The sequence below is a fragment of the Streptomyces sp. SD31 genome (genome assembly GCF_052068475.1).
GTDB lineage: Bacteria > Actinomycetota > Actinomycetes > Streptomycetales > Streptomycetaceae > Streptomyces.
This window is the reverse complement of sequence record NZ_JBQHCX010000018.1, coordinates 84,071-106,291: the sequence shown is the minus strand read 5'-3', so window position 1 is coordinate 106,291 and position 22,221 is coordinate 84,071. Positions and strand designations below refer to the sequence as shown.

Sequence of the window (22,221 nt, the reverse complement as noted above, 5' to 3'; positions counted from 1 at the left end):
GTACGTCAGTTGGAGGCCAGGAGCTTCAGCTCGGGGTGGGCCGTGCCGCCCTCGATCGCCGTCGACGAGATGTGGGACGCGACCCGCTCGTCGACGGGGTCGTTCGCCGGGTCGTCGTGCACCATGATGTGCTCGTACGTCGTGGTCCGCTGGGCCGGCACCCGCCCCGCCTTGCGGATCAGGTCGATGATCTCCAGCCGGTTGGAGCGGTGCTTGGCGCCGGCCGAGGAGACGACGTTCTCCTCCAGCATGATCGAGCCGAGGTCGTCGGCGCCGTAGTGCAGCGACAGCTGGCCGATCTCCTTGCCGGTGGTCAGCCAGGAGCCCTGGATGTGCTGGATGTTGTCCATGAACAGCCGCGCGATGGCGATCATCCGCAGGTACTCGAAGAGCGTGGCCTGCGTACGGCCCTTCAGGTGGTTGTTCTCGGGCTGGTAGGTGTACGGGATGAAGGCCCGGAAGCCGCCCGTGCGGTCCTGGACGTCACGGATCATCCGCAGGTGCTCGATGCGCTCGGCGTTGGTCTCGCCGGTGCCCATCAGCATGGTCGACGTCGACTCGACGCCGAGGCCGTGCGCGATCTCCATGATCTCCAGCCAGCGCTCACCGCTCTCCTTCAGCGGGGCGATGGCCTTGCGCGGCCGCGCGGGCAGCAGCTCGGCGCCGGCACCCGCGAAGGAGTCGAGGCCGGCCTCGTGGATCCGGGTGATGGCCTCCTCGACCGACACACCGGAGATCCGGGCCATGTGCTCGACCTCGCTCGCCCCCAGGCTGTGGATGACGAGCTGCGGGAAGGCTTCCTTGATGGCGCGGAAGTGCTTCTCGTAGTACTCGACGCCGTAGTCCGGGTGGTGACCGCCCTGGAACATGATCTGGGTGCCGCCCAGTTCCACCGTCTCGGCGCAGCGCCGCAGGATGTCGTCCAGGTCGCGGGTCCAGCCCTTGGCCTTGTCCTTGGGGGCGGCGTAGAAGGCGCAGAACTTGCACGCCGTGACGCATACGTTCGTGTAGTTGATGTTGCGCTCGATGATGTACGTCGCGATGTGCTCGGTGCCCGCGTACTTGCGGCGGCGTACGGCGTCGGCGGCGGCGCCCAGCGCGTGCAGCGGGGCGTCGCGGTAGAGGTCGAGCGCTTCCTCTGGAGTGATGCGTCCGCCCGCTGCGGCACGGTCGAGGACGGACTGAAGGTCGGCCTTCTCGGTCACCGGGGGCGTCCCTTTCGTCAAGGGGTTGGACGGACCGAACCAGCCTACGCCAGGCGTTTTGGACGGCCGACCTCAGGCCGCGCCCCACGCCACCGGCCAAGGCACGCCCACGCCCTCGGTCACGCCGTATACGCCCCGATCAGCAACCCCACGAACGCCCCGCCGATCAGGAACGGCCCGAACGGGATCGCCGTCTTGCGACCGGCCCTGCGCAGGAGGACAAGTCCCCAGCCGTACAGCGCCCCGAACAGGAACCCGGCGAAGGTGCCGAGCATGACCGTCGACCAGCCGTACCAGCCCAGCACCGCCCCCGCCCCCAGCGCCAGCTTCACATCGCCGAAGCCCATGCCGCCGGGGTTGATCCGGTACAGCACGTAGTAGCCGGCGCCGAGCGCGAGCGCGGCCCACAGGGCGGTGGGCCAGTCCCCGGCGTGCTCGGGGACGAGGGCGACCAGGCCGAGCAGGGCGAGCGCGGCGACCGCCAGTGTGAGGGTCAGCGGGTTGGGCAGCCGCCGTACCCGGAAGTCGACGATCGTGAGCAGTACACCGACGGGCGCCAGCAGCAGCCAGACGCCCAGCTCGGGCCGGGTGTCCGTGGCGGCGGCGAGGGCGGCGCAGACGAGGGCGGTGACGGCGGCGGGCATCGGGGCGCCGGGACCGTACGGTGGTATGTCGGTGCCGCACTGCCCGCACCGGGCCCGCCCGAGCCACCCGCCGAACCGTCCGCCGATCGCGTGCCCACCCGGACACGCCTCCCGCCGGCCCTCCTCCTCCGGAACGGAGAACCGATAGGCGGCCTTCGGCAGCAACGCCCCCGACGCCGCGCCCCAGAGCGCGGCGATGAGGACCAGCAGGGCAGTGCTCATGCGGCCGTACCACCACTCGCTGTGCTCATGAACGTGGCACCGTATCAGCCCTGTACATGCCTCCCCATACAGGCCTCCCAGCAGGCTTTCAAGGCATACCGGACCCCTGCCTCGATCCGTTTCGCAGCAGCGAAGCCGCGCTCAGTAGAGTGCCGGGATACAGCAGTTGGGCGGGACACGGGGGACGACAGCAGTGCGTGCAGGCAGGGTTTACGGCATACGCGGAAACCGACGCGTCCTTCTCCGCTTCTGCCTCCTCTGCTGCGCCCTGGCCACCCTGTTCGCAACCGCCACCACCCCGGCCCGGGCGGCGACCGACAGCACCGCCCAGGCCGCCCATCTCGCAGAGCACCTTCGTACGAACCCGGTCTACGTCACCGACCAACTCCCCCGCGAGGTCCCGCAGTCCACGGCCCCCGCCTTCGCCGAGGTGGCCGAGCGCACCGGCGTACCGACGTACGTCATCGTCCTCCCGGCCCTGAGCACCGCGGGCCCGGACCTGCTCGACGCGGTGCACGAGCGACTCGGCCGGGACGGGCTGTACGTGCTCATCGACGAGTCGCAGGTGGCGGATGCCATGGCGCACGGAGTCGACGTCCCGGCGGACGACGCCTGGACGGTCGCCCTCTACGAAGTCCCCTACGACGCGGGCCCGTTGCGCCGCTTCGAGCGCTTCGCCGAGGTCATCGCGCAGGGCGATGAGAAGGCCGCCGCGGCGCGGGCGGAGGCGGCGCGGGCGAAGTACGACGCCGGCGAAGAGCCCGCGGCCCTGTACATCGGTCCGTCCGACCGCGGCGACCAGTCGTCCCTCACCGGGGTCCTGCTCACCGGCGTACCGCTGCTGATTCTGCTGCTCGTTCCGTACGTACGACGCTGGTGGCACCGCCTCCCGAAGGCCGCCGGGGCCAAGGGGGCCGCCTGGCGTAAGGAGGTCAAGGCGAGCCGCGTGCTGCGCTGGACCCTGCCGGTCCTGGCCCTCGGCTCCGCCGTCGCGATCGCCGTGGCCGCCCCCCTCGTCTTCGACGAGACCAGGTCGAGCTGGTCTCCCAGGCCCAGGGCGATCGACCTCAACGCCCGCCTCGACCGGGTGGCGGAGGGCCTGGCGCAGGACCCGGTGTACGCGGACCCGGAGACCCCGCGGGTGCTGGACTCCGCCCAGTCGGCCCGCCTCCACGAGCGCATCCGCGCGTTCGCACGGTCACAGGACGGCGGCCCGGTCTTCGTCGCGCTCGTCCCGCAGCTGACGGAGGACGAGTCGGGCGGCGACGAGGAGGCGTTCGCCGCGGCGGTCCACGACAAGCTGGGCGAGGACGGGGTGTACGTCGTGGCCGACCCGGCGAGCGGGTACATCAACGCCTTCAACCACGGCCTGCAGCTGGACGGTTACAGCCTCCTGTACGACCTGCCGGAATCCATCACATACGGCGACGACAAGGCGGACGAGGCCGAGGACCACTTCCTGGGCGAACGCCTCAACGCCCTGATGACGATCCTCGACAAGACCCCGCGCACGGACGAACCCAACTCCCCCGGCGACCCGTACCCGGTGACGGATCCGGTCACCGAGGACGAACTGCCGCCGCTCTTCGGCACCGACTTCTGGCCGGGCCTGCTGATGGGCGTGCCGGCGGCCGGGCTGGCCTTCGGGCTGGCGGCCGGTCTGCTGGGGATCGTCCGCAGGGTGCTGCGGCGCCGGAATCCGGAGCCGGTCTCGGCGTAGCCCGGCACTTGCCGAAGGCGGTGCCCCGCACCGCTACTCGACCTTCGACAACCGAGCCTCGGGCTTGCCCTCCGCGTCGCTCTCCGAGCGGTACACCAGGTCGTCGCCCGCCGGCGTGATCCGGACGGTGTGCGGTGCCGGGTTGCAGCCGCCGTGGTTGGTCTTCCTGCCCACGGCCGTCACGACGAGCTCCTTCGCCGTCGCCTTCTTCAGGGTCAGTACGTCGGTGCACACGAGGCCGAGCACATCCGTCTGCCGGAGGGTGCCCAACTCCTTGCCTACCTCGGTCTTGTGCACGGTGAGCCGGTACGTGCCCGCCGGGAGCGCACCGTCCAGGGCGGCAGCCCGGCCCTCCCAGGTGCCGAGGTAGCCGGCGGGCACGGCACCCTCGAACGAGGTGTCGGCGCCCGCACCCGGCGACTGGGACGAGACGGCGTCGGAACCCGCGTTGGTGTCCTGGTCCCCGCCCGGCAACAGCTCAAACACGAACACCGACCCCACGGTCACCGCGGCCAGCGCCCCCGCCACCGCGAGCGCCACGGTGCAGCTCACTCGCCGCCCACGGCCCGCCTCCCCCGGCGTCGAGGCCGCCGCGACGGAGAGGGAGTACTTGCCGGGACGGTGGCCGGACGGCGGGGCGGTGTCCGGGAGAGGCGGGGCGGTGTCGTGGGAAGGCGGGGCATCGCGCGGTTCGGGGGCGATGACGGGTGCGTCAGCCGGAGCCGCGGCCACCGGCACGGACACCGCCCCCGACGCTGCCGCCCCCGGCATCACCGGCGGCGGCCCGAACTCCCCGCCTGCCGGCTGCCGGTCGAATCCGACCGGCCCCGACAGGACCTCCTGTCCCGTCTCCAGGTTCAGCAGCCGTACGGCACTACGACTGACCTGCTCGACCAGCGCCCCCGGCAGCCACCCGCCCGACACCAGCCGAGCCGCCCCGTCCGGAGCCAGTCGCCGCGCCACCTCGCCCGGCGTGGGCCGCGCACCCGGCTCCTTCGCCAGGCAGGCCTCCACCAGTTCCCGCAACTCACCGTCCAGCGCGTCGAGTTCGGGCTCCTCGTGCACGACCTTGTACAGCAGCGCCGCCGACGAGTCCCCGCGAAACGGCGGCTCCCCGGTCGCCGCGTACGCCAGCACCGCGCCCAGCGAGAAGACGTCCGCGGCCCCCGTGATCCCCTTGCCCAGGATCTGCTCGGGCGACATGTAACCGGGCGAGCCGACGGAGACGCCGGTCGACGTCAGGGACGCCGTGCCGTCCGTGGCCCGCGCGATACCGAAGTCGATCAGCAAGGGGCCGTCCAGCGTCAGCAGCACGTTCGACGGCTTCACGTCCCGGTGCACCAGCCCCAGCTCGTGCACCGCCGCCAGCGCCTCGGCCAGCCCGGCGCCCAGCGCGCGTACGGTGTGCGCCGGCATCGGACCACCCGAGTCCGTCACCGCAGTCGCCAGCGACGGGCCCGCCGCATACGCGGTGGCCACCCACGGCACCGCGGCCTCGGGATCCGCGTCCAGCACGGGAGCCGTCCAGGCACCGCCCACCCGGCGCGCCGCCGCCACCTCCCGGCGAAAGCGCGCCCGGAACTCCTCGTCGAGGGCGAAGTGCGGGTGAACGATCTTCACGGCGACCGTACGACCGCCTGCGCTGCGGCCCAGGTACACCCGCCCCATCCCGCCGGAGCCGAGCCGGCCGAGCAGCCGGTACGGCCCGACGACGGACGGCTCGTCGACTCCGAGCGGCTGCATGGCGTCCACCCCTCCCCCGTAGGACTCCCCAGCAGGTTAGTGCGGAACCGGCGCACCCCACCCGCTACGGCGGAAGACCCGCTACGGCTGAAGCAGATCCACCTTCACATCCGCCGGGAATCCCGTGGTCGGCCCCACCCGCCGCGCGAACTCCGCTACCGCCGCCAGCTGCTCGCCGCCGAACCGGAAGTCGAGAGTCGTGAAGTACCGCTCCAGGATCCGCTCGTCGAAGGCCTCCCAGCGGGCCGCCTGCTCGGCGACCTTGCCGACCTCGTCCAGGGAGAGATTGCGGGAGGCGAGGAAGGCCTCGTGGACCTTGCGGGTGATGACCGGCTCGCGCTCCAGGTAGTCCCGGCGGGCCGCCCAGACCGCGAAGACGAAGGGCAGGCCGGTCCACTCCTTCCAGAGCGCGCCGAGGTCGTGCACCTCCAGGCCGTAGCGCGGGCCGTCGAGCAGGTTGGCCCGCAGCGCCGCGTCCCCGATGAGTACGGCTGCCTCCGCCTCCTGCATCATCAGGCTGAGGTCGGGCGGGCACGTGTAGTAGTCGGGCCGTACGCCGTAGCGTTCGGCCAGTAGCAGCTGGGCCAGGCGGACCGAGGTGCGCGAGGTGGAGCCGAGGGCGACGCGGGCGCCGTCCAGCTCGTCCAGCGGTACCTGCGAGACGATCACGCAGGACATCACCGGGCCGTCGCAGCCGACCGCGATGTCGGGGAAGGCGACCAGGTCGTCGGCGTTGCGCAGGAACTCGACGAGGGTGATCGGCCCGATGTCGAGGTCGCCCCGCACCAGCTGCTCGCTGAGCTTCTCCGGGGTGTCCTTGGTCAGCTCGAAGTCGAGGAGTGTGCCCGTTCTCGCGAGCCCCCAGTACAGGGGCAGGCAGTTGAGGAACTGGATGTGGCCTACGCGTGGCCGGGTGCGAGAATTGTCCACATCGCGAGGCTAGACCCTATGGGGTACCGTGCAGGCTTCAGGGTCGCGTCCAGGTGACAAACCCTTCTCGTCAACCCCGACACGCACCCTTCAAACGTCCGAGTGACGTGATCTTGACCTCTATTGCTTTCGGCTGCCCGCGTGCTAGGCTCGCCGCAAGTTGCAGTTTGGTTTCCCTTGCAGTACAGAGCCTGCGGAGCATGTGACCGCGGGCTCTCGTCGTTTTCAGACGTATGCAGTTGTGCGGCATCTTGTTTTCACACTTGCAGGGTTCTGGAGCAGGGCAACCCTTTGGGCCCAAGGAGGGCTTATGGCTACCGGAACCGTGAAGTGGTTCAACGCCGAAAAGGGCTTTGGCTTCATCGCCCAGGAAGGCGGCGGCCCCGACGTCTTCGTTCACTACTCCGCCATCAACGCGAGCGGCTTCCGTTCGCTGGAGGAGAACCAGCAGGTCTCCTTCGACGTGACGCAGGGCCCGAAGGGTCCGCAGGCGGAGAACGTCACCCCCGTCTGATCCGAGGGATGCCCCTCTGAAGACGTCTGAGAGCAGTACCCAAGGAGCCCCTCGCCATCCGGCGCAGGGGCTCCTGCCTTATGTGTGCCGCCTTGTACGCGCCGCCTCACACGTGCTGCATGACCAGGACGAACGTCGTCCCGGGCGCCAGAGCCTCGTACGAGTGCGGCACATCCCCGCGATACGACATGTAGTCGCCGGGCCCCAGATCGACCTCTTCACCCCGCGGACCCGCCTTCACCCGCCCCGTGCCGACGATCAGATGCTCCACGGACCCCGGAATGTGCGGCTCCGACTCTCGGGCCGGGCCCGGCTCGGCGCGCAGGTGGTAGATGTCCCGCCGGGCGCCGGGCGGGCTGGCGGAGAGCAGCGTGGCCACGTAGTCCGCCCGCTCCGAGGCGACCGTGGGCCCCTCGCCCGCCCGGATCACCTGGACCGCCGGAGTCGGCGGCTCCACCAGAGCGCTGAAGGGCACCCCCAGCGCCACTCCCAGCGCCCACAGCGTCTCCACGCTGGGGTTCCCGCTGCCCGCCTCCAGCTGGGACAGCGTGGACTTCGCGATCCCGGCCCGCTTGGCCAGCTCGGACAGTGACAGCCCGGCCCGGGTGCGCTCGCGCCGCAGGGAGGCGGCGATCCAGGTGAGGGGCTCGCTCATGCGGTTCACTTCCCGTCGTTCGCTCTACCGGTATGTTCGTTCGCCTTGACGAACAGCGGCCGCTTGTTCATTCTGGAAAACATGCGTTCGCTACTCCGAACACCCATGATGGCACCTCTGATGAGACCTCTGATGGCACCTCTGGTGCGCGACAGCGCACTCGTCTGGCTCGCGAGCGGTGTTGTCGGCGTGTCCTTCGGCGCGATCTCGGTGGCCGGTGGGCTGCCGGTGTGGGTGCCGGTGCTGATGTCGCTGGTGGTGTACGCGGGATCGGCGCAGTTCAGTGCGGTCGGTGTGCTGCTGGCCGGGGGCGGGCCGTTCGCGGCGGCGGCCACCGGGCTGCTGCTCAACACGCGCACGGCGGCCTTCAGCCTGGCTGTGGCGGACGTCATCGGCCGGGGCCGCCTCGCCCGCCTCCTGGGCGCCCATCTGGTGACCGACGAGACGGTGGCCTTCGCCCTCGCCCAGCCGGATCCGGCACGGCGGCGGGCGGCCTTCTGGATCTCCGGGCTCGGCCTGTTCGCCGTGTGGAACCTCGGCGTCCTGGCCGGAGGCCTGGCCGGAGGCGCGTTGGGCGACACCGGCACCTACGGTCTGGACGCGGCCTTCCCCGCCGTCCTGGCCGCCCTGGTGCTGCCCGCCCTGCGCGACGGCTCGGCCGTCCGGCGGTCCGCGCTGCTCGGTGCGGGGCTGGCGCTGGCCGTGACGCCGGCCGTCCCGGCGGGGGTGCCGGTACTGGTGGCGCTGGCGGGGCTCGCCGTCCACGGACGTGGCGGCGGGAGGCGTACGGCATGAGCGCGACGGTGGCCATGATCCTGACGCTGGCGGTCGGGACGTACGCCTTCCGGCTGGCCGGGCCGGTGCTCCACGGGCGCGTCGAGCTCTCGCCGCGGGTGCAGGAGTTGCTGTCGGCGGGCGCGATCGTCCTGCTGGTGGCCCTGCTGGCCACGGGTGCGCTGACCGAGGGCGGCGGCTTCGCGGGGTGGGCGCGGCCGGCCGGGGTGCTGGTGGGTGGCGTACTGGCGTGGCGGCGGGCGCCGTTCCCGGTGGTGGTGCTGGGGGCGGCCGGGGTCACGGCGGTGCTTCGGGCGGTGGGGGTGGCCTGAGGAGCCCCCCATGGGGGCATGGCCGGGGCCGCCTTCGATAGGGTCCCCGGCCATGACCGACGCCGACTTCCTGACCACCACCCGCACCTTCTACGACGCCATCGCCGAGGACTACGCGGACCTCTTCCGGGACGAGCTCGCGAGCAGGCCCCTGGAACGAGCGGTGCTGGGCGTGTTCGCCGAACTCGTCGAGGGGGACGGCCCGGTGGCCGACCTGGGGTGTGGTCCCGGTCGGACGACCGCCCGCCTCGCTTCCCTGGGCCTGAACGTCTTCGGGCTCGACCTGTCGGAGTCGATGCTCGCGATCGCCCGCCGCGAGAACCCGGGGCTGCGCTTCGAGCAGGGTTCGATGCTGGAGCTGGACGTCCCGGACGGCACACTGGCCGGTGCCCTGTCCTTCTACTCCTCCATCCACACCCCCTTGGACCAACTCCCGGCGCTCTTCGCCGAGTTCCACCGCGTGCTGGCGCCCGGCGCGCCTCTGCTGGTCGCCTTCCAGGCCGGCGACGAACACCGGCACCACGACCGGCCCTTCGGTCACCCGGTCTCGCTCACGTTCCGGCGCCGCCGCCCGGAACACATCGCCGACCTGCTGACGTCGGCCGGCTTCGCCCTCGTGTCCCGGACGGTGCGCGAACCGGACCCGGCGCTCGACGAGGTGTCCCCGCAGGCGTTCCTGATCGCCCGCAAGCCCGCCTGACCCCCGCCTGGCTCCTGTCTGACCCCCGTCTGACCCCCGCCTAGAGGTTCCCGGCGATGTCCCTCGCGGCTATGTACCCGAACGTCATCGCCGGACCGATCGTCGAGCCCGCGCCCGCGTAACTGTGGCCCATGACCGCCGCGCTCGCGTTGCCGGCGGCGTACAGGCCGCGGATCACCGAGCCGTCCTCCCGCAGGACGCGGGCGCGGGCGTCCGTGAGGAGGCCGCCCTTCGTGCCCAGGTCGCCCGGGACGATCCGGAAGGCGTAGTAGGGAGGCAGCCAGAGCGGGGCCAGGCATGAGTCGGGCCGGACCGACGGGTCCGTGTAGTAGTGGTCGTAGGCGCTGTCGCCCCGGTGGAAGTCGGGGTCCTCGCCGCGCAGTGCCTGGGAGTTGAAGCGGTCCACCGTCGTCCGCAGGGCCGTCGCCGGGACGCCGATCGAGGTGGCGAGCGCGTCCAGGGTCCAGGCTTTGTGCGCGGCGCCGGAGTCGTACCAGGCGGCGGGGAGGGGCAGGGCCGGCAGGACGTCCTTGAAGAGGTACCGGTTGCGGTAGTTCTGGTCGACGATCAGCCAGGACGGGATGGCGGGGCTCGTGTCGTGGACGTCGTACATGGTGTGGACGACATCGCTGTAAGGAGCCGCCTCGTTGACGAACCGCGCCCCGGCCGCATTGATCAACAGGCCGCCGGGGAGGGTGCGTTCGGCGAGGCAGAAGTACGGCTGGTCGGGGAGCGGGATCGACGGGCCCCACCAGGCGTCGTCCATGAGCCCGAGGGCGGCGCCGAGCCGTGCGCCCGCCTGGATGCCGTCACCGGTGTTCTCCTTCGCGCCCACCGTCCAGTCCGTGCCGATGGGCGCGCGCTGATAGCGGTCGCGCATCGCCGCGTTGTGCTCGAAGCCGCCCGAGCCGACGATCACGCCTCGGCGGGCGCGGACCAGGGCGGGGGCGCCGTCCCGGGTGACGACCGCTCCGGCTACGGCGCCGCTCTCGACGTACAGGTCGGTGAGCGGCGTGCCCAGCCACACCGGAACTCCGGCCGACCGCAGCCCGACGCGCAGGCCGGCCGCCAGCGACTGCCCCATGGTCAGCGGCTTCTCCCCGCGCAGCGCGGCAGCCGTACCGCGCGCGAGACACTCCGCCGCCACGGCCGCACCCTTGGCGTTCACCGCGGCCAGGGCCAGCCACTTGTAGTCGGCACTGAAGACGACCATGCCGGCGGGCACGTCCATGTACGGCGGGTTCAGCCGGGCCAGTTCGGCACCGAGCAGGTTGCCGTCGAGCTGGTCGGGCTCGATGGAGCGGCCGTTCGGCAGGCCGCCCGGCAGCTCGGGGTAGTAGTCGCTGTACCCCTCCATCCAGCGGAACCGGAGCGGGCTGTTGGCCATGACGAAGGAGAGCATCGCCGGGCCGTGGGCGAGGAAGGCCTGCTGCCGCTCGACGGGGACGTCCGGGCCGACCACGGCGGCGAGGTAGGCGGCGGCCTTCGCGGGGGTGTCCGGGACGCCGGCCGCCAGGATCACCGAGTTGTTGGGAATCCAGATCCCGGCCCCGGACCGGGCGGCGGACCCGCCGAAGGTGGGCGCCTTCTCCAGCACCACACAGCTCAGGCCCTGCTTGGCGGCGGTCAGGGCGGCGGTCATGCCGGCGGCACCGGAGCCGATGACGACGACGTCGCAGGTGCCGAGGAGGGGTAAGTCGGCGGCGTGGACGCTCTGTTGGGACGTACCGACGACGCCGAGGGCCGCCGCAGTCGTGCCCACGGCGAGCACGTGTCTTCGTGAGGGGTTCGCGTCAGTGGTCATGATTGCCGCTCCCGCCTGGACCCAGACCGTCGATTGACCCTGACGATGTGTCAGAAATGCGAATGTGACGCGATCGTCCTGTGAAGTCAAGGGTCAGGCAGTCCTGCCAGGCCGACCGGCTCAACAACGGCCGGAAGCGGCTGAACAAGGCGAACAGATCAGCGCCGTACTGTTCACGGAACCTCGGATCATGGTCGGCGAGGTCGAGCTCGTTGGCGGCGGTGAGCTCGGCGAAGTCGCGGCGCAGACGCACGTCCGCTCGATGGGAGCGGCCCGTGAAGCGATCACGGAGGCCGGAGCCCTGGTCCGCGAGGATCGGATACGTGGACTCGCGGTCGCAGGCGCCGTAGAAGTACACGATCGACTCCGCCTCCGCACCGATCACCTCCACCAGCTCGCTACGGCGGTCGAGGGTCAGCAGGGCCTTCGGGAATCCGTCGGTGCCGTAGAACGCGTGGCACAGACCGGCGAGTCGGAGGGCGGGGCGGGCGTTCCAGGTGGCGAGGCGGGCGTGCACTCGGTTCAGGTGGGCGAGGAGGGTGCCTCCGGGGTGCGGGATGTTCGCGGCGCCGAGATCCTCCAGCCAGGACTCGGCTTGAGCGGCGGGAGTCGACACGTGCCGTCCTTTCGGCGCTTGCGGTCGTCTTGGGTCGGCACCCGCTCCCTCCCCCGCACCGGTCCGGACTCCGGCGAGGGTGGGGAGCGGGTTGCCGCCCGGGCCCGTTCAGGATCGTCGTACATCGGGCAAAGTCCAGTCAATCCTTGGGATTTGTCGCTGAACCCAAGGATTAACTTGGGGGTCATGACCCTCGATGATCTGCGCGTGTTCGTGGCCGTGTGCCGGGCCGGGAGCCTCAGTTCGGTGGCCCGGGAGCTCGGATGCACCCAGTCCGCGGTGAGTCAGCATGTGAAGCGGCTGGAGCGGGAGACCGGGGTCGCGTTGCTGGAGCGGCAGCCTCGGGGGGTCGTGCCGACGCAGGCCGGGCGGGTGCTGGAGGCGGCCGCCGCCGAGGGGATCTCCGGGCTGGATCTGGCGGTACGGCAGCTGCGGGATCTCGTCGACGGGGAGAGCGGGTACGTGCGGGTGGCGACGGGGGCGACGACCGTACGGCACTTCATGTCGGAGGCGGTCGTCGCTTACCGGCGGCGGCACCCCAAGGTCAACCTGGAGTTCCGCACGGTGAGTTCGGGCCGCGGCAGCTTCGACGCGCTGGCCGACGGCACGCTCGACCTGGCCTGGATCACCCTGGGGCCGCCGGTGCGCGGTATCGAGCAGCGGCCGGTGGTGGAGCTGCCGTGGGTGCTGGCGGTACGGGCCGACGATCCGCTGGCCGAGCGGCGTCACGTCGATGTCGGCGCCGACCTTCGGGACGTACGGCTGATCCGGCTGCCGCCGAACTCCGCCTCGGCGGCTCATCTGGACGCCGCCTGCGCCGAGTTGGGCGTCCGGTTCGCGCACGACACGAGCGTCGCCGACTGGGACACGGCACTGCTGCTGGCCGAGCTGGGGGTCGGGCGGGCGGTGGTCCCCGCACTGCCCGGACTGCCCGTGCCCGGCGACAGCCACGGCGCCGGCGGCCGCGACCTGCGTCTCATCCCCCTGCCCGCCCTGCGGCCCCTGCCCGTCGGCTGGGCCGTACGCCGCTGGGAGGCGCTGAGCCCGCCGGCCCGGGCGTTCGCGGACCTGGTGGAGGGCTGTCGCCGGGGCAATGGCTAATTCAGGCCGATCGCCGCACAGTCCGCCGCGTACTCAGCGGTGCAGATCTGCTTGACGGTGTAGACCCCGTCCTGGATCACCGTGTCCTCGATGTTGTCCTTCGTGAGGGCGACCACGGGCACCAGCTGGGCCGGGATGTTCTTCTGTGTCGGGCTGTCGACCGAGTCCGCGGTCAGCGCGTCGAACTCGATGTCGCGTCCCTGGACCTTGTACACGGCCATCTTCGCGGCGTTGGTCGCCTCCAGCAGGAACGATTTGTACACGGTCATGAACTGCTCGCCCGCGACGATCCGCTGCACCGCGTCCAGATTCGCGTCCTGCCCCGTCACCGGCGGAATCCTGGTGGCGCCCGCCTCCTTCAGCGCGTCTATGACGGCGCCGGCCATGCCGTCGTTCGCCGAGTAGACGGCGGCGATGTCGGAGAGCCCGACGGCCTTGATCGCCTTCTCCATGTTCGCCTTGGCGACCTCCGGCGACCACTTGTCGGTGTCGTACTGCTTGACGATGTTCACCTCGCCCTGGAGCTCGTCGAGCGCACCCTCCTTGAAACGCGCCGTGTTCGGGTCGTCGGGGTCGCCGTTCATCATGACGACCTTGCTGGAGGCGGCCTTCGAGCCGAGTTCCTGGACGAGCGAGCGGCCCTGCACCTCGCCGACGAGCTCGTTGTCGTGCGAGACGTACGCGTCGATCGGTCCCTCGGCGAGCCGGTCGTAGGCGATGACGGGAATGCCCGCGTCCTTGGCCTTCTGCACGTCCGACGCGATGGCCTTGGCGTCCAACGCGTCCACCAGGATCACGTCCACCTGGTCGTCGATCATCTGCTGGAACTGCCGGCTCTGCTTGTCCGCGCTCGCCTCGGCGTTGGCGTAGGCGACCTTGCCCTTGCCGTTGGTGAGGTCGCCGACCTCCTTCTTGATGAGGGGGTAGTCGAACTTCTCGAAGCGGGCCGTGTCCTTGTCCGGCAGGAGGAGACCCACCGTGATGTCGTCGCCCTTCTCGGGAGACGCGGAGCTGTCACCACCCCCGATCCCGTCGATGACACCGCACGCGGTGAGCGAGAGCGCCGAGGCGGACGCGGCCAGGGCTATGGCGATACGGCGTACAACGGGCGTGTGGGGGGTACGTGCGTTCACTACAGGTGCCTTCCGAGCGGAGGTGCGGCGTTGCTACCCGGGTGGCGGTAGCCAACGCGGCCGCGGCATGTCACGTCAAGCAGTTGTCGTAACGAGACGGCAACCGTTTTCCATGATCATGATTCCCCTTCCTCAAGCATGAGTTCCGCCCGGACCGTCTTCCCGACGTCGCGCTCGGAAACACTCCAGGTCGGAGCGAGAAGTTGAACGAGGATCAAAGGCTCGCCTTCCTCGACCTCCCGCGCCAGGGGCTGTTTCATGAGTCGTGACCAGCAGAAGGAAGAGCCAGCAGAAGGAAAGGAGTCGCCGGTCATGTCACTCGCCCGCGTCCACAACTTCTCCATCTCGCTCGACGGCTTCGGCACCGGTGAGGGTCTGAGTCTTGACGCGCCGTTCGGTCACGCCGGGGAACGGCTGCACGAGTGGATGTTCGCCACGCGGTGGTGGCACGAGATGACCGGCCGGCCCGGCGGGAGCGGCGGCCTCGACGACGCCTTCGCGCGGCAGTTCGCGCCGGGGATCGGTGCCGAGATCATGGGCGCCGGGAAGTTCGGCCACCCCGGATGGCACGAGGACCCGGAGTGGAAGGGGTGGTGGGGGCCCAACCCGCCGTTCCACACACCGGCCTTCGTCCTCACCCATCAGCAGCGCCCGTCGATCGAGATGGAGGGCGGCACGACGTTCCACTTCCTCGACGCTTCGCCCGCCGAGGCGCTGGAGACGGCCCGCAAGGCCGCGGGCGGGCAGGACGTGCGCATCGGCGGGGGCCCCACCGTGATCCGCGACTTCCTCGCCGCCGGGCTCATCGACCACCTGCACGTCGCGGTGGTCCCGATCCTGCTCGGGCGGGGCGTGCGCCTCTGGGACGGCCTGGCGGACGTCGAGAAGGACTACGAGGTCGAGGCCGCCTCCTCGCCCAGCGGAGTCACGCATCTGACGTTCACCCGTGTGGGTCCCGGGTGAGACACGCCTCAGTACAGGACTTCGCCCATCGGTGAGCTGTCGCCCACGATGTACGCGCGGATCGACGCCAGGTACGCGTCGCGGGCGACCCGGCCGTCGCCGTCGGCGTCCAGCGCGTCGAACGCGGCGGCGGCGTTGCCGGGGGAATTGTTCAGTGCGGTGCGCAGCGTCGTGAACTGCGCCTTGTCCAGAGCGCCGTCGCCGTCCGCGTCAGCGAGGTCGAAGAGCGCGCCCAGCGCGAACCGGCAGACGTTGTCGAACTTGTCGGCGCCCACCCACGCGTTGTACTCGTCGAAGGTCAGCTGCCCGTCGCCGTCGGCGTCCATCTCACTCCATGCCTTGACGCCCTCCGCGCGGGCGGCGACGACGAGCGGATCGTCCTCCGTACGCCCGGTGGCCACGACGGTCCGGTCGATCCGGGAGAGGTAGTCGTGCCGCGTGACGACCCGGTCCCCGTCGGCGTCCATCATGGCGAACACGCGCACGCGCGCGGTCGTCGCGGCGTCGGCGGTCGTACGGCTCACTCGGATCTCCTCCTGCTCGGGTTCATGCGCCCTGGACGAGGACGTCCGGCGCTTCCTACCCGCCTTGTGCCGGGCTCCAAGCAACCCACTGCGCCCCGTCTGGAACAGACGCGCGCGTGACAGCGCATGTGGCGGGTGCGTGCCGTCGGCGCGCTTCCGCGCGCCCGAAGCGGCGGATTCCTCCAGGCGGTTGAAGCACGGGTAACGCTGGACGACTTGCGGGAGGGCATGTGTCGAGCAGGCACGGTAGGGCGGTCACGCTGGGGGCACTGGTGCTCCTTGTCTCATCGCTGTCGGGGGCGCCGGCCAGTCAGGCCGGTACAGGCGGGCACGAGTCCGTCACCTGCGCGGGCAACGCCAGTAGCCGCTACGACCCACCGCTGACCCTCCAGCCCCGTAAGACCCACAACCACGCGGACGTGAGCTACACCTGCACCACCGTCTCCGGCCACACCTCGGCGGCCGCCGGCTCCTTCCACGCCGTCGCGCCGTCGGCGTCCTGCGTCTCGCTGACCGGCGCGCACGGCACCGAAACCGTCCGCTATGCCGACGGCGGCCGGTCGCTGGTCGTCATCGACGGCGCCACCACCGTCCGGGTCGCCGGCGTACTGGTCGTCCTGCAGTCCGGCCGGGTCGTGGAGGGACGCGGCGAAGGCCACGCCGTACGCCGGACCGTGACCTCGTTGCCCCGGCAACTGCCCACGGACTGCCTGGCCTCCGGCCTGCGGGGCACCGAAAGCGCGGTGCGGCTGGAGATCCTGCCGTAGCGCGGTGTCGCCGGGCGCGGCCGCGCTCTTGACGGCCGCGCCCTCGAAAGGGCCAATGCCCGAACAGCCGTACCAGGACGCCCTACGGTCTCACGCTGTCACCGAGATCCAGGGAAGGAAACCACTGTGGCAACCGTCAAGCGCGCGGCGACGACCATTGACGTCCTGAGGCTGCTGGCCCATTTGAACCCGCGGTTGTGGCCGCTCGTCGAGTCGCGCCCGCCGTACGTGCCTCCCCATCCCGTTGTCGGCGGGGTGCCGCTCAACCCGCAGCCACTGCCGCCGGAGCAGCAGGACGGCCTGTGGAACGCCGTCCGGGACATGTCCGTCTCGGTGGCGGAAGCGACGATCGCCGCGAGTCTGGCGGGACGCAGGCCCGCCGAGGTGCTCAGGGAGGTCGGAGACGACATCTGCCCCGAGCCGCCGAAGGTGCCCTGGCCGAGGAGGTGGCCCGTACCCCTGCAGCTGCAACGGGAGCTCCACATCGATGCGAAGCATGTCTCCCCCGCCGTGCAGGCCACGGCCGCCCTGGTCTTCCAGTCCTACGCCCGGCAGACCACGGACAAAGCCCTGAGCACGGCCTTCACCGATCTGGCCGACCGCTTGCTGGAGCGGGCGCTGAAGACCGCGAACGGTTCCGCCTGAGCCGTGGCTCAGCCCTGCTGTCCGATGCGGTCGACCACCTGGATGTCCTGCAGGGTCCTGGTCTCCCAGTACCAGCCGGTCTGCACCCAGTCGTCCTTGCCCACCTTCTTCGGAACGCTCCCCTTGGTGCGCAGGCCCAAGTAGTCGTAGGTCCGGCGATCGAAGAGGAAGGTCCAGTCCAGCTCGGGGTACGAGACGCCGACCGCGCTCCGGCCGTCGACGTCCACGTCGTCGTAGTCCAGGCGGATCCGGGGCAGCTTCGACAGCGCTTCGAAGGCGGCGGCCTGCAGGCCGGGGGGCATCACACGCGGCCCCATCATCAGCATGCATCCCTCCATGAACGCGTGCCTGTCGGTCTCCGGTGACACCTTCTGGCCGAACCTGAAGCGGTCCAGGAGCTTGTCGGGGTCCGTCGGCAGCTTCTGGAGCTTGGAGTAGACGGTGGGAGGCCAACGCACCTCGTGCTCGCCGAGCGGGGGATCGTTGTGGACCTTTCCGTACTCCTCCCGCCGCGAGGGCTTGGAACCGTCGACCGACATCCAGCTCTCGTCGGTCCACGTTCTGGTCCTGCCGCCCTTCACCGGCGTCCGCGTGATGTAGGTCAGGGTGTAGAAGTACTGGTCGTCGCGCGGCACGGGCAGATCGCTGCCCTGGGTGCGGGTCCGCTCGGCGGCCCTGCGCAGCACCTCCGTCGCGCTGACCGTGCGCAGACGAGGCGTGCTGTCGTCCTCGTCGCCGCGTGCCACGACGACGGCGACGCCCACGGCCGCCGCGCCCAGCCCGGCGAGCGAGGCACGGAACATGAGGCGTCGGCTCAGCGCACGGCCGCGGAATGCGAGGCTGCGGGACTCCTCGTCCATGGCGGTTTGGAGGCGGGCTCGGGCGGCGGCGCGGGCCTGGTCGGAAGGTCCGTTCGGGGCGGCTTCCCATGCGCGCACCCTCGTCAGTTCATCCACGGTCGGTCTCCTTCTGAGGTGCGGTCGAGGGGGTGCGATCCGGTCCGCCCAGGGCCCGTCGCAGCCTGGTGCGGGCTCTGTGCAGGCGGGAGCGCACCGTGCCGACGGGTACGCCCAGGGCCTGCGCGGCCTCCTCGTAGTCGAGGTCTCCCCAGGCGATGACGAACAGCACGTCCCGGTACCGGGCGGGCAGTTCGGCGAGCGCCCCGGCCAACGCGCCGTGGGTCCCCCCGGCGCCCAGCTTCTCGGTGACCGTGTGCTCGGGACCGCTGTCCTGCCGGGCCGGAGGCAGCGCCGCCATGCGTGACAGTGCCCGCAGCCGGCGGGCTTCCTCTCTGCGGTGACGGCCGATCAGGTTGGTGGCGATGCCGTACAGCCAGGGCCGGGCGTGGGCGTGCGACAGGTCGTAGCGGCGACGCCGCTGGAAGGCGATCACGAAGGTCTCCGCCATCAGGTCGTCGGCGGTGTCGGAGCCCAGACGTCGTGCGATGTAGCGGTGGATGTCGTCGGCGTAGCGGTCGAAGATCACGGCGAACGTGTCGGGCGTCTCCCAGGACCGTTCGATGACCGAGCTGTCGGAGCCGTCGTGCGCCGCCGTTGCCGCGGCGAAGGCGGCGCCCGAGCTCGGCGCGAGCGTCACGTCCTACCTCTGTGGTTCATGTGGTATCCCTCGAAGACCGGGTGTCATGGTCTCCTGCTGTTCGCCGACACCCGCCGTCGAGTTCCACCCCGCACAGTGACGTGAATCACACGCTACTTGGCGTACAACGCCTCCACCTCCGCCGCGAAGTCCCGCATGACCGCCTCCCGCCGCAGCTTCATCGACGGTGTCAGATGGCCGTCCATCTCCGTGAAGTCGGCCGGCAGGATCGCGAAGCGGCGGATGGACTCCGGGCGGGAGACCAGCTTGTTGGCCTCGTCCACGGCGCGCTGCAGGATCGCCCGCAACTCGTCGTCGTCGACGAGGAGTTCGGCGGGGACCGGGTGCTTGCCGTTCATCCGGCGCCAGTGGGTGACGCCGTCCATGTCCAGGGTGATCAGGGCGGAGACGTAAGGGCGGCGGTCGCCCAGGACGATGCACTGGGAGATGAGAGGGTGCGAGCGGAGCCAGTTCTCCAGGGGCGCGGGGGCCACGCTCTTGCCGCCGGCCGTGATCAGCAGTTCCTTCTTGCGGCCGGTGATCGTGAGGTAGCCCTCGTCGTCCAGGGCGCCGATGTCCCCCGTGGCCAGCCAGCCGTCCGCCGCGGCCGGGACCACGCCGCCCGCCGCCGGGTCCCAGTAGCCGCGCAACACCTGGTCGCCGGCGATGAGGATCTCGCCGTCCGCCGCGATGCGTATCCGGGTGCCGGGCAGAGGCCAGCCCACCGTGCCCAGGCGGGGCTTCAGGGGCGGGGTCACCGTCGAGGCGCCCGTGGTCTCCGTCAGCCCGTAGCCCTCGTAGATCTCGATGCCCGCGCCGGCGAAGAAGGCGGCCAGTCGGCGGCCGAGCGGTGAGCCGCCGCAGATCGCGTACCTCACCCGGCCGCCCATGGCGTTGCGGATACGGCGGTAGACCAGGGGGTCGTAGAAGGCGCGGGCCGTTTTGAGCGTCGCGCTCGGGCCGCCGCCCGTCCCCGCGTGCCGGGCCTCCATCGCCTCGCCGTAGCGCTCGGCCACCGACGCCGCGCGGTCGAAGGACGAGGCGCGGCCGCCCGCCTCGGCCTTGGCGCGGGCGCTGTTGAAGACCTTCTCCAGCATGTAGGGGATGGTCAGCAGACAGGTCGGGCGGAAGGCCGCCAGGTCCGGCAGCAGGTGCTCCGCCTTGATGCTCGGGGCGTGGCCGAGGCGGACCCTGGCCCGGACGCAGGCCACCGCCACCATGCGTCCGAAGACGTGCGACATCGGCAGGAACAGCAACACCGACGCCTCCTCGCTCGTCCTCGCCTTGAAGATCGGGTAGAGGAGTTCGATCGCGTTGTCCACCTCGGCGAAGAAGTTGCCGTGGGTCAGCGCGCAGCCCTTGGGGCGGCCCGTCGTGCCCGATGTGTAGATCAGCGTCGCCAGCGTGTCCGGCACCAGCATGCCGCGCCGTACGCCCACTTCGCCGTCCGGCTGCTGCCGGCCCAGCTCCGCCAGCCGCTCCACGTGCCCCTTCTCCATCACCCACATGTGGCGCAGATCGGGTACGCGGTCCAGTTCGGGGCCGAGGGCGGCCGCTTGGGCGGCGGTCTCGGCGACCAGGGCCACCGCACCGGAGTCCTGGAGGATCCAGCGGGTCTGGAAGACGGAGGACGTGGGGTAGACGGGAACCGTCACCAGGCCCGCCGCCCACGCGCCGAAGTCGAGGAGTGTCCACTCGTACCGCGTCCGCGACATGACGGCGATCCGGTCCCCGGGCATCAGCCCCTCGGCGACGAGCCCCTTGGCCACCGCCTGCACCTGCTCGGCGAACTCGGCCGCCGTCACATCCGTCCACTGCCCGTTCCCGCCCTTACGGCTGAGGACCACCGCGTCCGGGGCCGCGGCCGCGTTGTCGAAGGGCAGGTCCGCGAGCGACCCGTGGGTCACCGGCGGCGCGAACGGCGGTACGTACACCTCCCGTACGACGCCGTCCAGCCGCCGTGTCTCGGGATGCACCAGGGTGGGTCCGGGAGCGTCGTCGAAGGCTGCTGAAGGGGCGAACGAGGGAAGCGGGGTGGACACGGGCGGCTCCTGCGGCGGGCGTGCAGCGACGAAACTGCTTGCTGCATGACGTACGTGCCTCGCGCACCGTGGCGTTCACCTGCCGAGGCCTGCGGAAAGGGTTACCGCTGGTTAGGCAGGCGATCGTACGGGGCCCGCGTGTGGGGGTTGTGCGGGTTCGGGGGTGGTCCCGGGCCGGGAATGTGCAACGTCGGGGGTTATGTGAGGGACCCTCAGCTTCGTCTCCCTTCCCTTACCTTCGCTCCAGGACAGCCGTCACGCCCTGCCCGCCCGCCGCGCAGACCGAGATCAGTCCGCGACCCGAACCGCCCTTCTCCGCCAGCAACTTGCCCAGCGTCGCCACGATCCGCGCACCGGTCGCGGCGAAGGGGTGCCCGGTGGCCAGGGACGAGCCCGCCACGTTCAGCCGGGCACGGTCCACGGGGGCGAGCCCGCGCTTCTCCCACGCCGCCAGTGTGGCCAGCACCTGGGAGGCGAAGGCCTCATGGATCTCGACGAAGTCGAAGTCGGTGAGGGTGAGTCCGGCCCGCTCCAGCATGCGGGGGACCCCGTACGCCGGTGCCATCAGCAGTCCGTCCTCACCGCCCGCGACATCGCCCCGTACGAAGTCCACGGCCGCCGTCTCGTACGCGGTGAGGTACGCCAGGGGTTCCAGCCCCCGCGCCTGCGCCCACTCCTCGCTCGCCAGCAGCACCACCGCCGCCCCGTCCGTGAGCGGCGTCGAATTGCCCGCCGTCATGGTCGGATCGGGCCTGTCGAGGCCGAACACCGGCTTGAGCGCGGCGAGTTTCTCCGGCGTTGAACCGGGCCGCATGTTCTGGTCACGGTCCAGCCCCCGGAAGGGCACGACCAGGTCCTGGAAGAAGCCACGTTCGTACGCCGCCGCCAGCCGCTGGTGACTCGTCGCCGCCAGCTCGTCCTGGGCCTCGCGGGAGATTCCCCAGGCTCGGGCGGTGACGGCGGCGTGCTCGCCCATGGAGAGGTGCGTGCGGGGCTCGGCGTTGCGCGGGATGTCGGGGATCAGGTGGGACGGCCGTACGCCCGCCAGCGCCTTGAGTCGCCCGCCCGGCGACTTGGCCCGCCGTGCCGCCAGCAGGATGCGGCGCAGCTCGTCGTTGACACCGAGGGGTGCGTCGCTGGCCGTGTCCGCGCCGCCCGCGATCGCCGACTCGGTCTGGCCGAGCGCGATCTTGTTGGCGGCGGCGATGACGGCCTGCAGGCCCGTGCCGCAGGCCTGCTGGATGTCGTACGCGGGTGTGCGCGGGTCCAGCTTCGAGCCGAGGACGGTCTCGCGGGCGAGATTGAAGTCCCGGCTGTGCTTGAGGACGGCCCCGGCGACCACCTCGCCGACCGCGCCCGGATCGCCGAGCCGGTACCGCACGGTCAGGCCGTCGACCACGGCCGTGAGCATGTCCTGGTTGGAGGCGGTGGCGTACGGGCCGTCGGAGCGGGCGAACGGGATGCGGGTGCCGCCGATGATCGCGACGCGCCGGACCGCTGGTGGTTTCACGGGGCTCATCTCCACCCACTCCTCACGCCTGCCATGCCTTACCTCGGGTAACCTTACTCCGGAGTCAGTACGGAGCGCACT

At 71.0% G+C, this 22,221-nt stretch carries 22 protein-coding genes; 9 read left to right on the top strand and 13 right to left on the bottom strand.

The window, feature by feature from the left end; translation table 11 throughout:
- Positions 1 to 5: 5 nt before the first annotated feature.
- Together mqnC and ACTMVF_RS33065 are read right to left on the bottom strand one after the other, a co-directional pair.
- On the bottom strand, positions 6 to 1,205 hold the full coding sequence (gene mqnC / locus ACTMVF_RS33070) for a cyclic dehypoxanthinyl futalosine synthase (RefSeq protein WP_441274768.1): 1,200 nt from the start codon (positions 1,203 to 1,205) through the stop codon (positions 6 to 8).
- A gap of 119 nt (positions 1,206 to 1,324) precedes the next feature.
- Positions 1,325 to 2,071 carry a prepilin peptidase gene (locus ACTMVF_RS33065; protein ID WP_441274767.1) on the bottom strand — a complete coding sequence of 249 codons (747 nt, stop codon included), beginning with the start codon at positions 2,069 to 2,071 and terminating at the stop codon, positions 1,325 to 1,327.
- A 193-nt stretch (positions 2,072 to 2,264) separates the two neighbouring features.
- On the opposite strand from ACTMVF_RS33065, the gene ACTMVF_RS33060 reads away from it, so the two are divergent.
- Positions 2,265 to 3,791, top strand: a complete 1,527-nt coding sequence (locus tag ACTMVF_RS33060; protein WP_441274766.1) for a hypothetical protein — start codon at positions 2,265 to 2,267, stop codon at positions 3,789 to 3,791.
- A gap of 33 nt (positions 3,792 to 3,824) precedes the next feature.
- Here the strand turns inward: ACTMVF_RS33060 and ACTMVF_RS33055 are convergent, their stop codons facing one another.
- The gene (locus tag ACTMVF_RS33055) at positions 3,825 to 5,534 is read right to left on the bottom strand and encodes a serine/threonine-protein kinase (protein WP_441274765.1); all 1,710 of its coding nucleotides are present in this window, start codon (positions 5,532 to 5,534) and stop codon (positions 3,825 to 3,827) included.
- A gap of 81 nt (positions 5,535 to 5,615) precedes the next feature.
- Positions 5,616 to 6,464, bottom strand: coding sequence for a menaquinone biosynthetic enzyme MqnA/MqnD family protein (locus ACTMVF_RS33050; RefSeq protein ID WP_441274764.1), 849 nt, complete (start codon positions 6,462 to 6,464; stop codon positions 5,616 to 5,618).
- Between the two features lie 310 nt (positions 6,465 to 6,774).
- Between ACTMVF_RS33050 and ACTMVF_RS33045 the strand changes: the two genes are divergently transcribed.
- Positions 6,775 to 6,978, top strand: a complete 204-nt coding sequence (locus ACTMVF_RS33045) for a cold-shock protein (RefSeq protein WP_003992177.1) — start codon at positions 6,775 to 6,777, stop codon at positions 6,976 to 6,978.
- Between the two features lie 106 nt (positions 6,979 to 7,084).
- Here the strand turns inward: ACTMVF_RS33045 and ACTMVF_RS33040 are convergent, their stop codons facing one another.
- Positions 7,085 to 7,633 (bottom strand): helix-turn-helix domain-containing protein, encoded by a 549-nt coding sequence (locus ACTMVF_RS33040; protein ID WP_441274763.1) that lies wholly within the window; start codon positions 7,631 to 7,633, stop codon positions 7,085 to 7,087.
- Between the two features lie 132 nt (positions 7,634 to 7,765).
- Between ACTMVF_RS33040 and ACTMVF_RS33035 the strand changes: the two genes are divergently transcribed.
- Genes ACTMVF_RS33035 through ACTMVF_RS33025 form a run of 3 tightly spaced genes read left to right on the top strand, consistent with a single transcriptional unit; the run spans position 7,766 to position 9,439 of the window.
- Positions 7,766 to 8,428, top strand: a complete 663-nt coding sequence (locus ACTMVF_RS33035) for an AzlC family ABC transporter permease (RefSeq protein ID WP_441274762.1) — start codon at positions 7,766 to 7,768, stop codon at positions 8,426 to 8,428.
- Positions 8,425 to 8,739: an AzlD domain-containing protein gene (locus tag ACTMVF_RS33030; protein WP_441274761.1), complete on the top strand. Its 315-nt coding sequence runs from the start codon at positions 8,425 to 8,427 to the stop codon at positions 8,737 to 8,739. The genes ACTMVF_RS33035 and ACTMVF_RS33030 overlap by 4 nt, the downstream gene beginning before the upstream one ends.
- A 52-nt stretch (positions 8,740 to 8,791) precedes the next feature.
- Positions 8,792 to 9,439, top strand: coding sequence for a class I SAM-dependent DNA methyltransferase (locus tag ACTMVF_RS33025; RefSeq protein ID WP_441274760.1), 648 nt, complete (start codon positions 8,792 to 8,794; stop codon positions 9,437 to 9,439).
- Between the two features lie 40 nt (positions 9,440 to 9,479).
- Here the strand turns inward: ACTMVF_RS33025 and kstD are convergent, their stop codons facing one another.
- Positions 9,480 to 11,243 (bottom strand): 3-oxosteroid 1-dehydrogenase, encoded by a 1,764-nt coding sequence (kstD, locus tag ACTMVF_RS33020; protein ID WP_441274759.1) that lies wholly within the window; start codon positions 11,241 to 11,243, stop codon positions 9,480 to 9,482.
- Complete coding sequence (locus ACTMVF_RS33015; RefSeq protein ID WP_441274758.1) at positions 11,233 to 11,859, bottom strand: DUF6817 domain-containing protein; 627 nt, start codon at positions 11,857 to 11,859, stop codon at positions 11,233 to 11,235. The genes kstD and ACTMVF_RS33015 overlap by 11 nt, the downstream gene beginning before the upstream one ends.
- 186 nt (positions 11,860 to 12,045) lie before the next feature.
- Between ACTMVF_RS33015 and ACTMVF_RS33010 the strand changes: the two genes are divergently transcribed.
- Positions 12,046 to 12,960 carry a LysR family transcriptional regulator gene (locus tag ACTMVF_RS33010; protein WP_441274757.1) on the top strand — a complete coding sequence of 305 codons (915 nt, stop codon included), beginning with the start codon at positions 12,046 to 12,048 and terminating at the stop codon, positions 12,958 to 12,960.
- Here ACTMVF_RS33010 and ACTMVF_RS33005 read toward each other — a convergent pair.
- The gene (locus tag ACTMVF_RS33005) at positions 12,957 to 14,093 is read right to left on the bottom strand and encodes a sugar ABC transporter substrate-binding protein (protein WP_441274756.1); all 1,137 of its coding nucleotides are present in this window, start codon (positions 14,091 to 14,093) and stop codon (positions 12,957 to 12,959) included. The genes ACTMVF_RS33010 and ACTMVF_RS33005 overlap by 4 nt on opposite strands.
- A 312-nt stretch (positions 14,094 to 14,405) precedes the next feature.
- Here ACTMVF_RS33005 and ACTMVF_RS33000 point away from each other — a divergent pair, with 312 nt between their 5' ends.
- Positions 14,406 to 15,056: a dihydrofolate reductase family protein gene (locus ACTMVF_RS33000; RefSeq protein ID WP_441274755.1), complete on the top strand. Its 651-nt coding sequence runs from the start codon at positions 14,406 to 14,408 to the stop codon at positions 15,054 to 15,056.
- Positions 15,057 to 15,064: 8 nt separating this feature from the next.
- Here the strand turns inward: ACTMVF_RS33000 and ACTMVF_RS32995 are convergent, their stop codons facing one another.
- Positions 15,065 to 15,580 carry an EF-hand domain-containing protein gene (locus ACTMVF_RS32995; protein ID WP_441274754.1) on the bottom strand — a complete coding sequence of 172 codons (516 nt, stop codon included), beginning with the start codon at positions 15,578 to 15,580 and terminating at the stop codon, positions 15,065 to 15,067.
- Between the two features lie 272 nt (positions 15,581 to 15,852).
- Here ACTMVF_RS32995 and ACTMVF_RS32990 point away from each other — a divergent pair, with 272 nt between their 5' ends.
- Both ACTMVF_RS32990 and ACTMVF_RS32985 read left to right on the top strand, forming a co-directional pair.
- Positions 15,853 to 16,347, top strand: coding sequence for a hypothetical protein (locus ACTMVF_RS32990; RefSeq protein WP_441274753.1), 495 nt, complete (start codon positions 15,853 to 15,855; stop codon positions 16,345 to 16,347).
- Positions 16,348 to 16,473: 126 nt separating this feature from the next.
- A complete protein-coding gene (locus ACTMVF_RS32985; protein WP_441274752.1) occupies positions 16,474 to 16,992 on the top strand; it encodes a hypothetical protein in 519 nt (172 codons plus the stop codon).
- Positions 16,993 to 17,000: 8 nt separating this feature from the next.
- Here the strand turns inward: ACTMVF_RS32985 and ACTMVF_RS32980 are convergent, their stop codons facing one another.
- The 4 genes from ACTMVF_RS32980 to ACTMVF_RS32965 form a co-directional block, all read right to left on the bottom strand.
- A complete protein-coding gene (locus ACTMVF_RS32980; RefSeq protein WP_441274751.1) occupies positions 17,001 to 17,948 on the bottom strand; it encodes a CU044_5270 family protein in 948 nt (315 codons plus the stop codon).
- Complete coding sequence (locus ACTMVF_RS32975) at positions 17,941 to 18,588, bottom strand: RNA polymerase sigma factor (protein WP_441274750.1); 648 nt, start codon at positions 18,586 to 18,588, stop codon at positions 17,941 to 17,943. The genes ACTMVF_RS32980 and ACTMVF_RS32975 overlap by 8 nt, the downstream gene beginning before the upstream one ends.
- 113 nt (positions 18,589 to 18,701) lie before the next feature.
- On the bottom strand, positions 18,702 to 20,630 hold the full coding sequence (locus ACTMVF_RS32970; protein WP_441274749.1) for an AMP-dependent synthetase/ligase: 1,929 nt from the start codon (positions 20,628 to 20,630) through the stop codon (positions 18,702 to 18,704).
- 232 nt (positions 20,631 to 20,862) lie between these two features.
- The gene (locus ACTMVF_RS32965) at positions 20,863 to 22,149 is read right to left on the bottom strand and encodes an acetyl-CoA C-acetyltransferase (RefSeq protein WP_441274748.1); all 1,287 of its coding nucleotides are present in this window, start codon (positions 22,147 to 22,149) and stop codon (positions 20,863 to 20,865) included.
- Positions 22,150 to 22,221 lie beyond the last annotated feature (72 nt).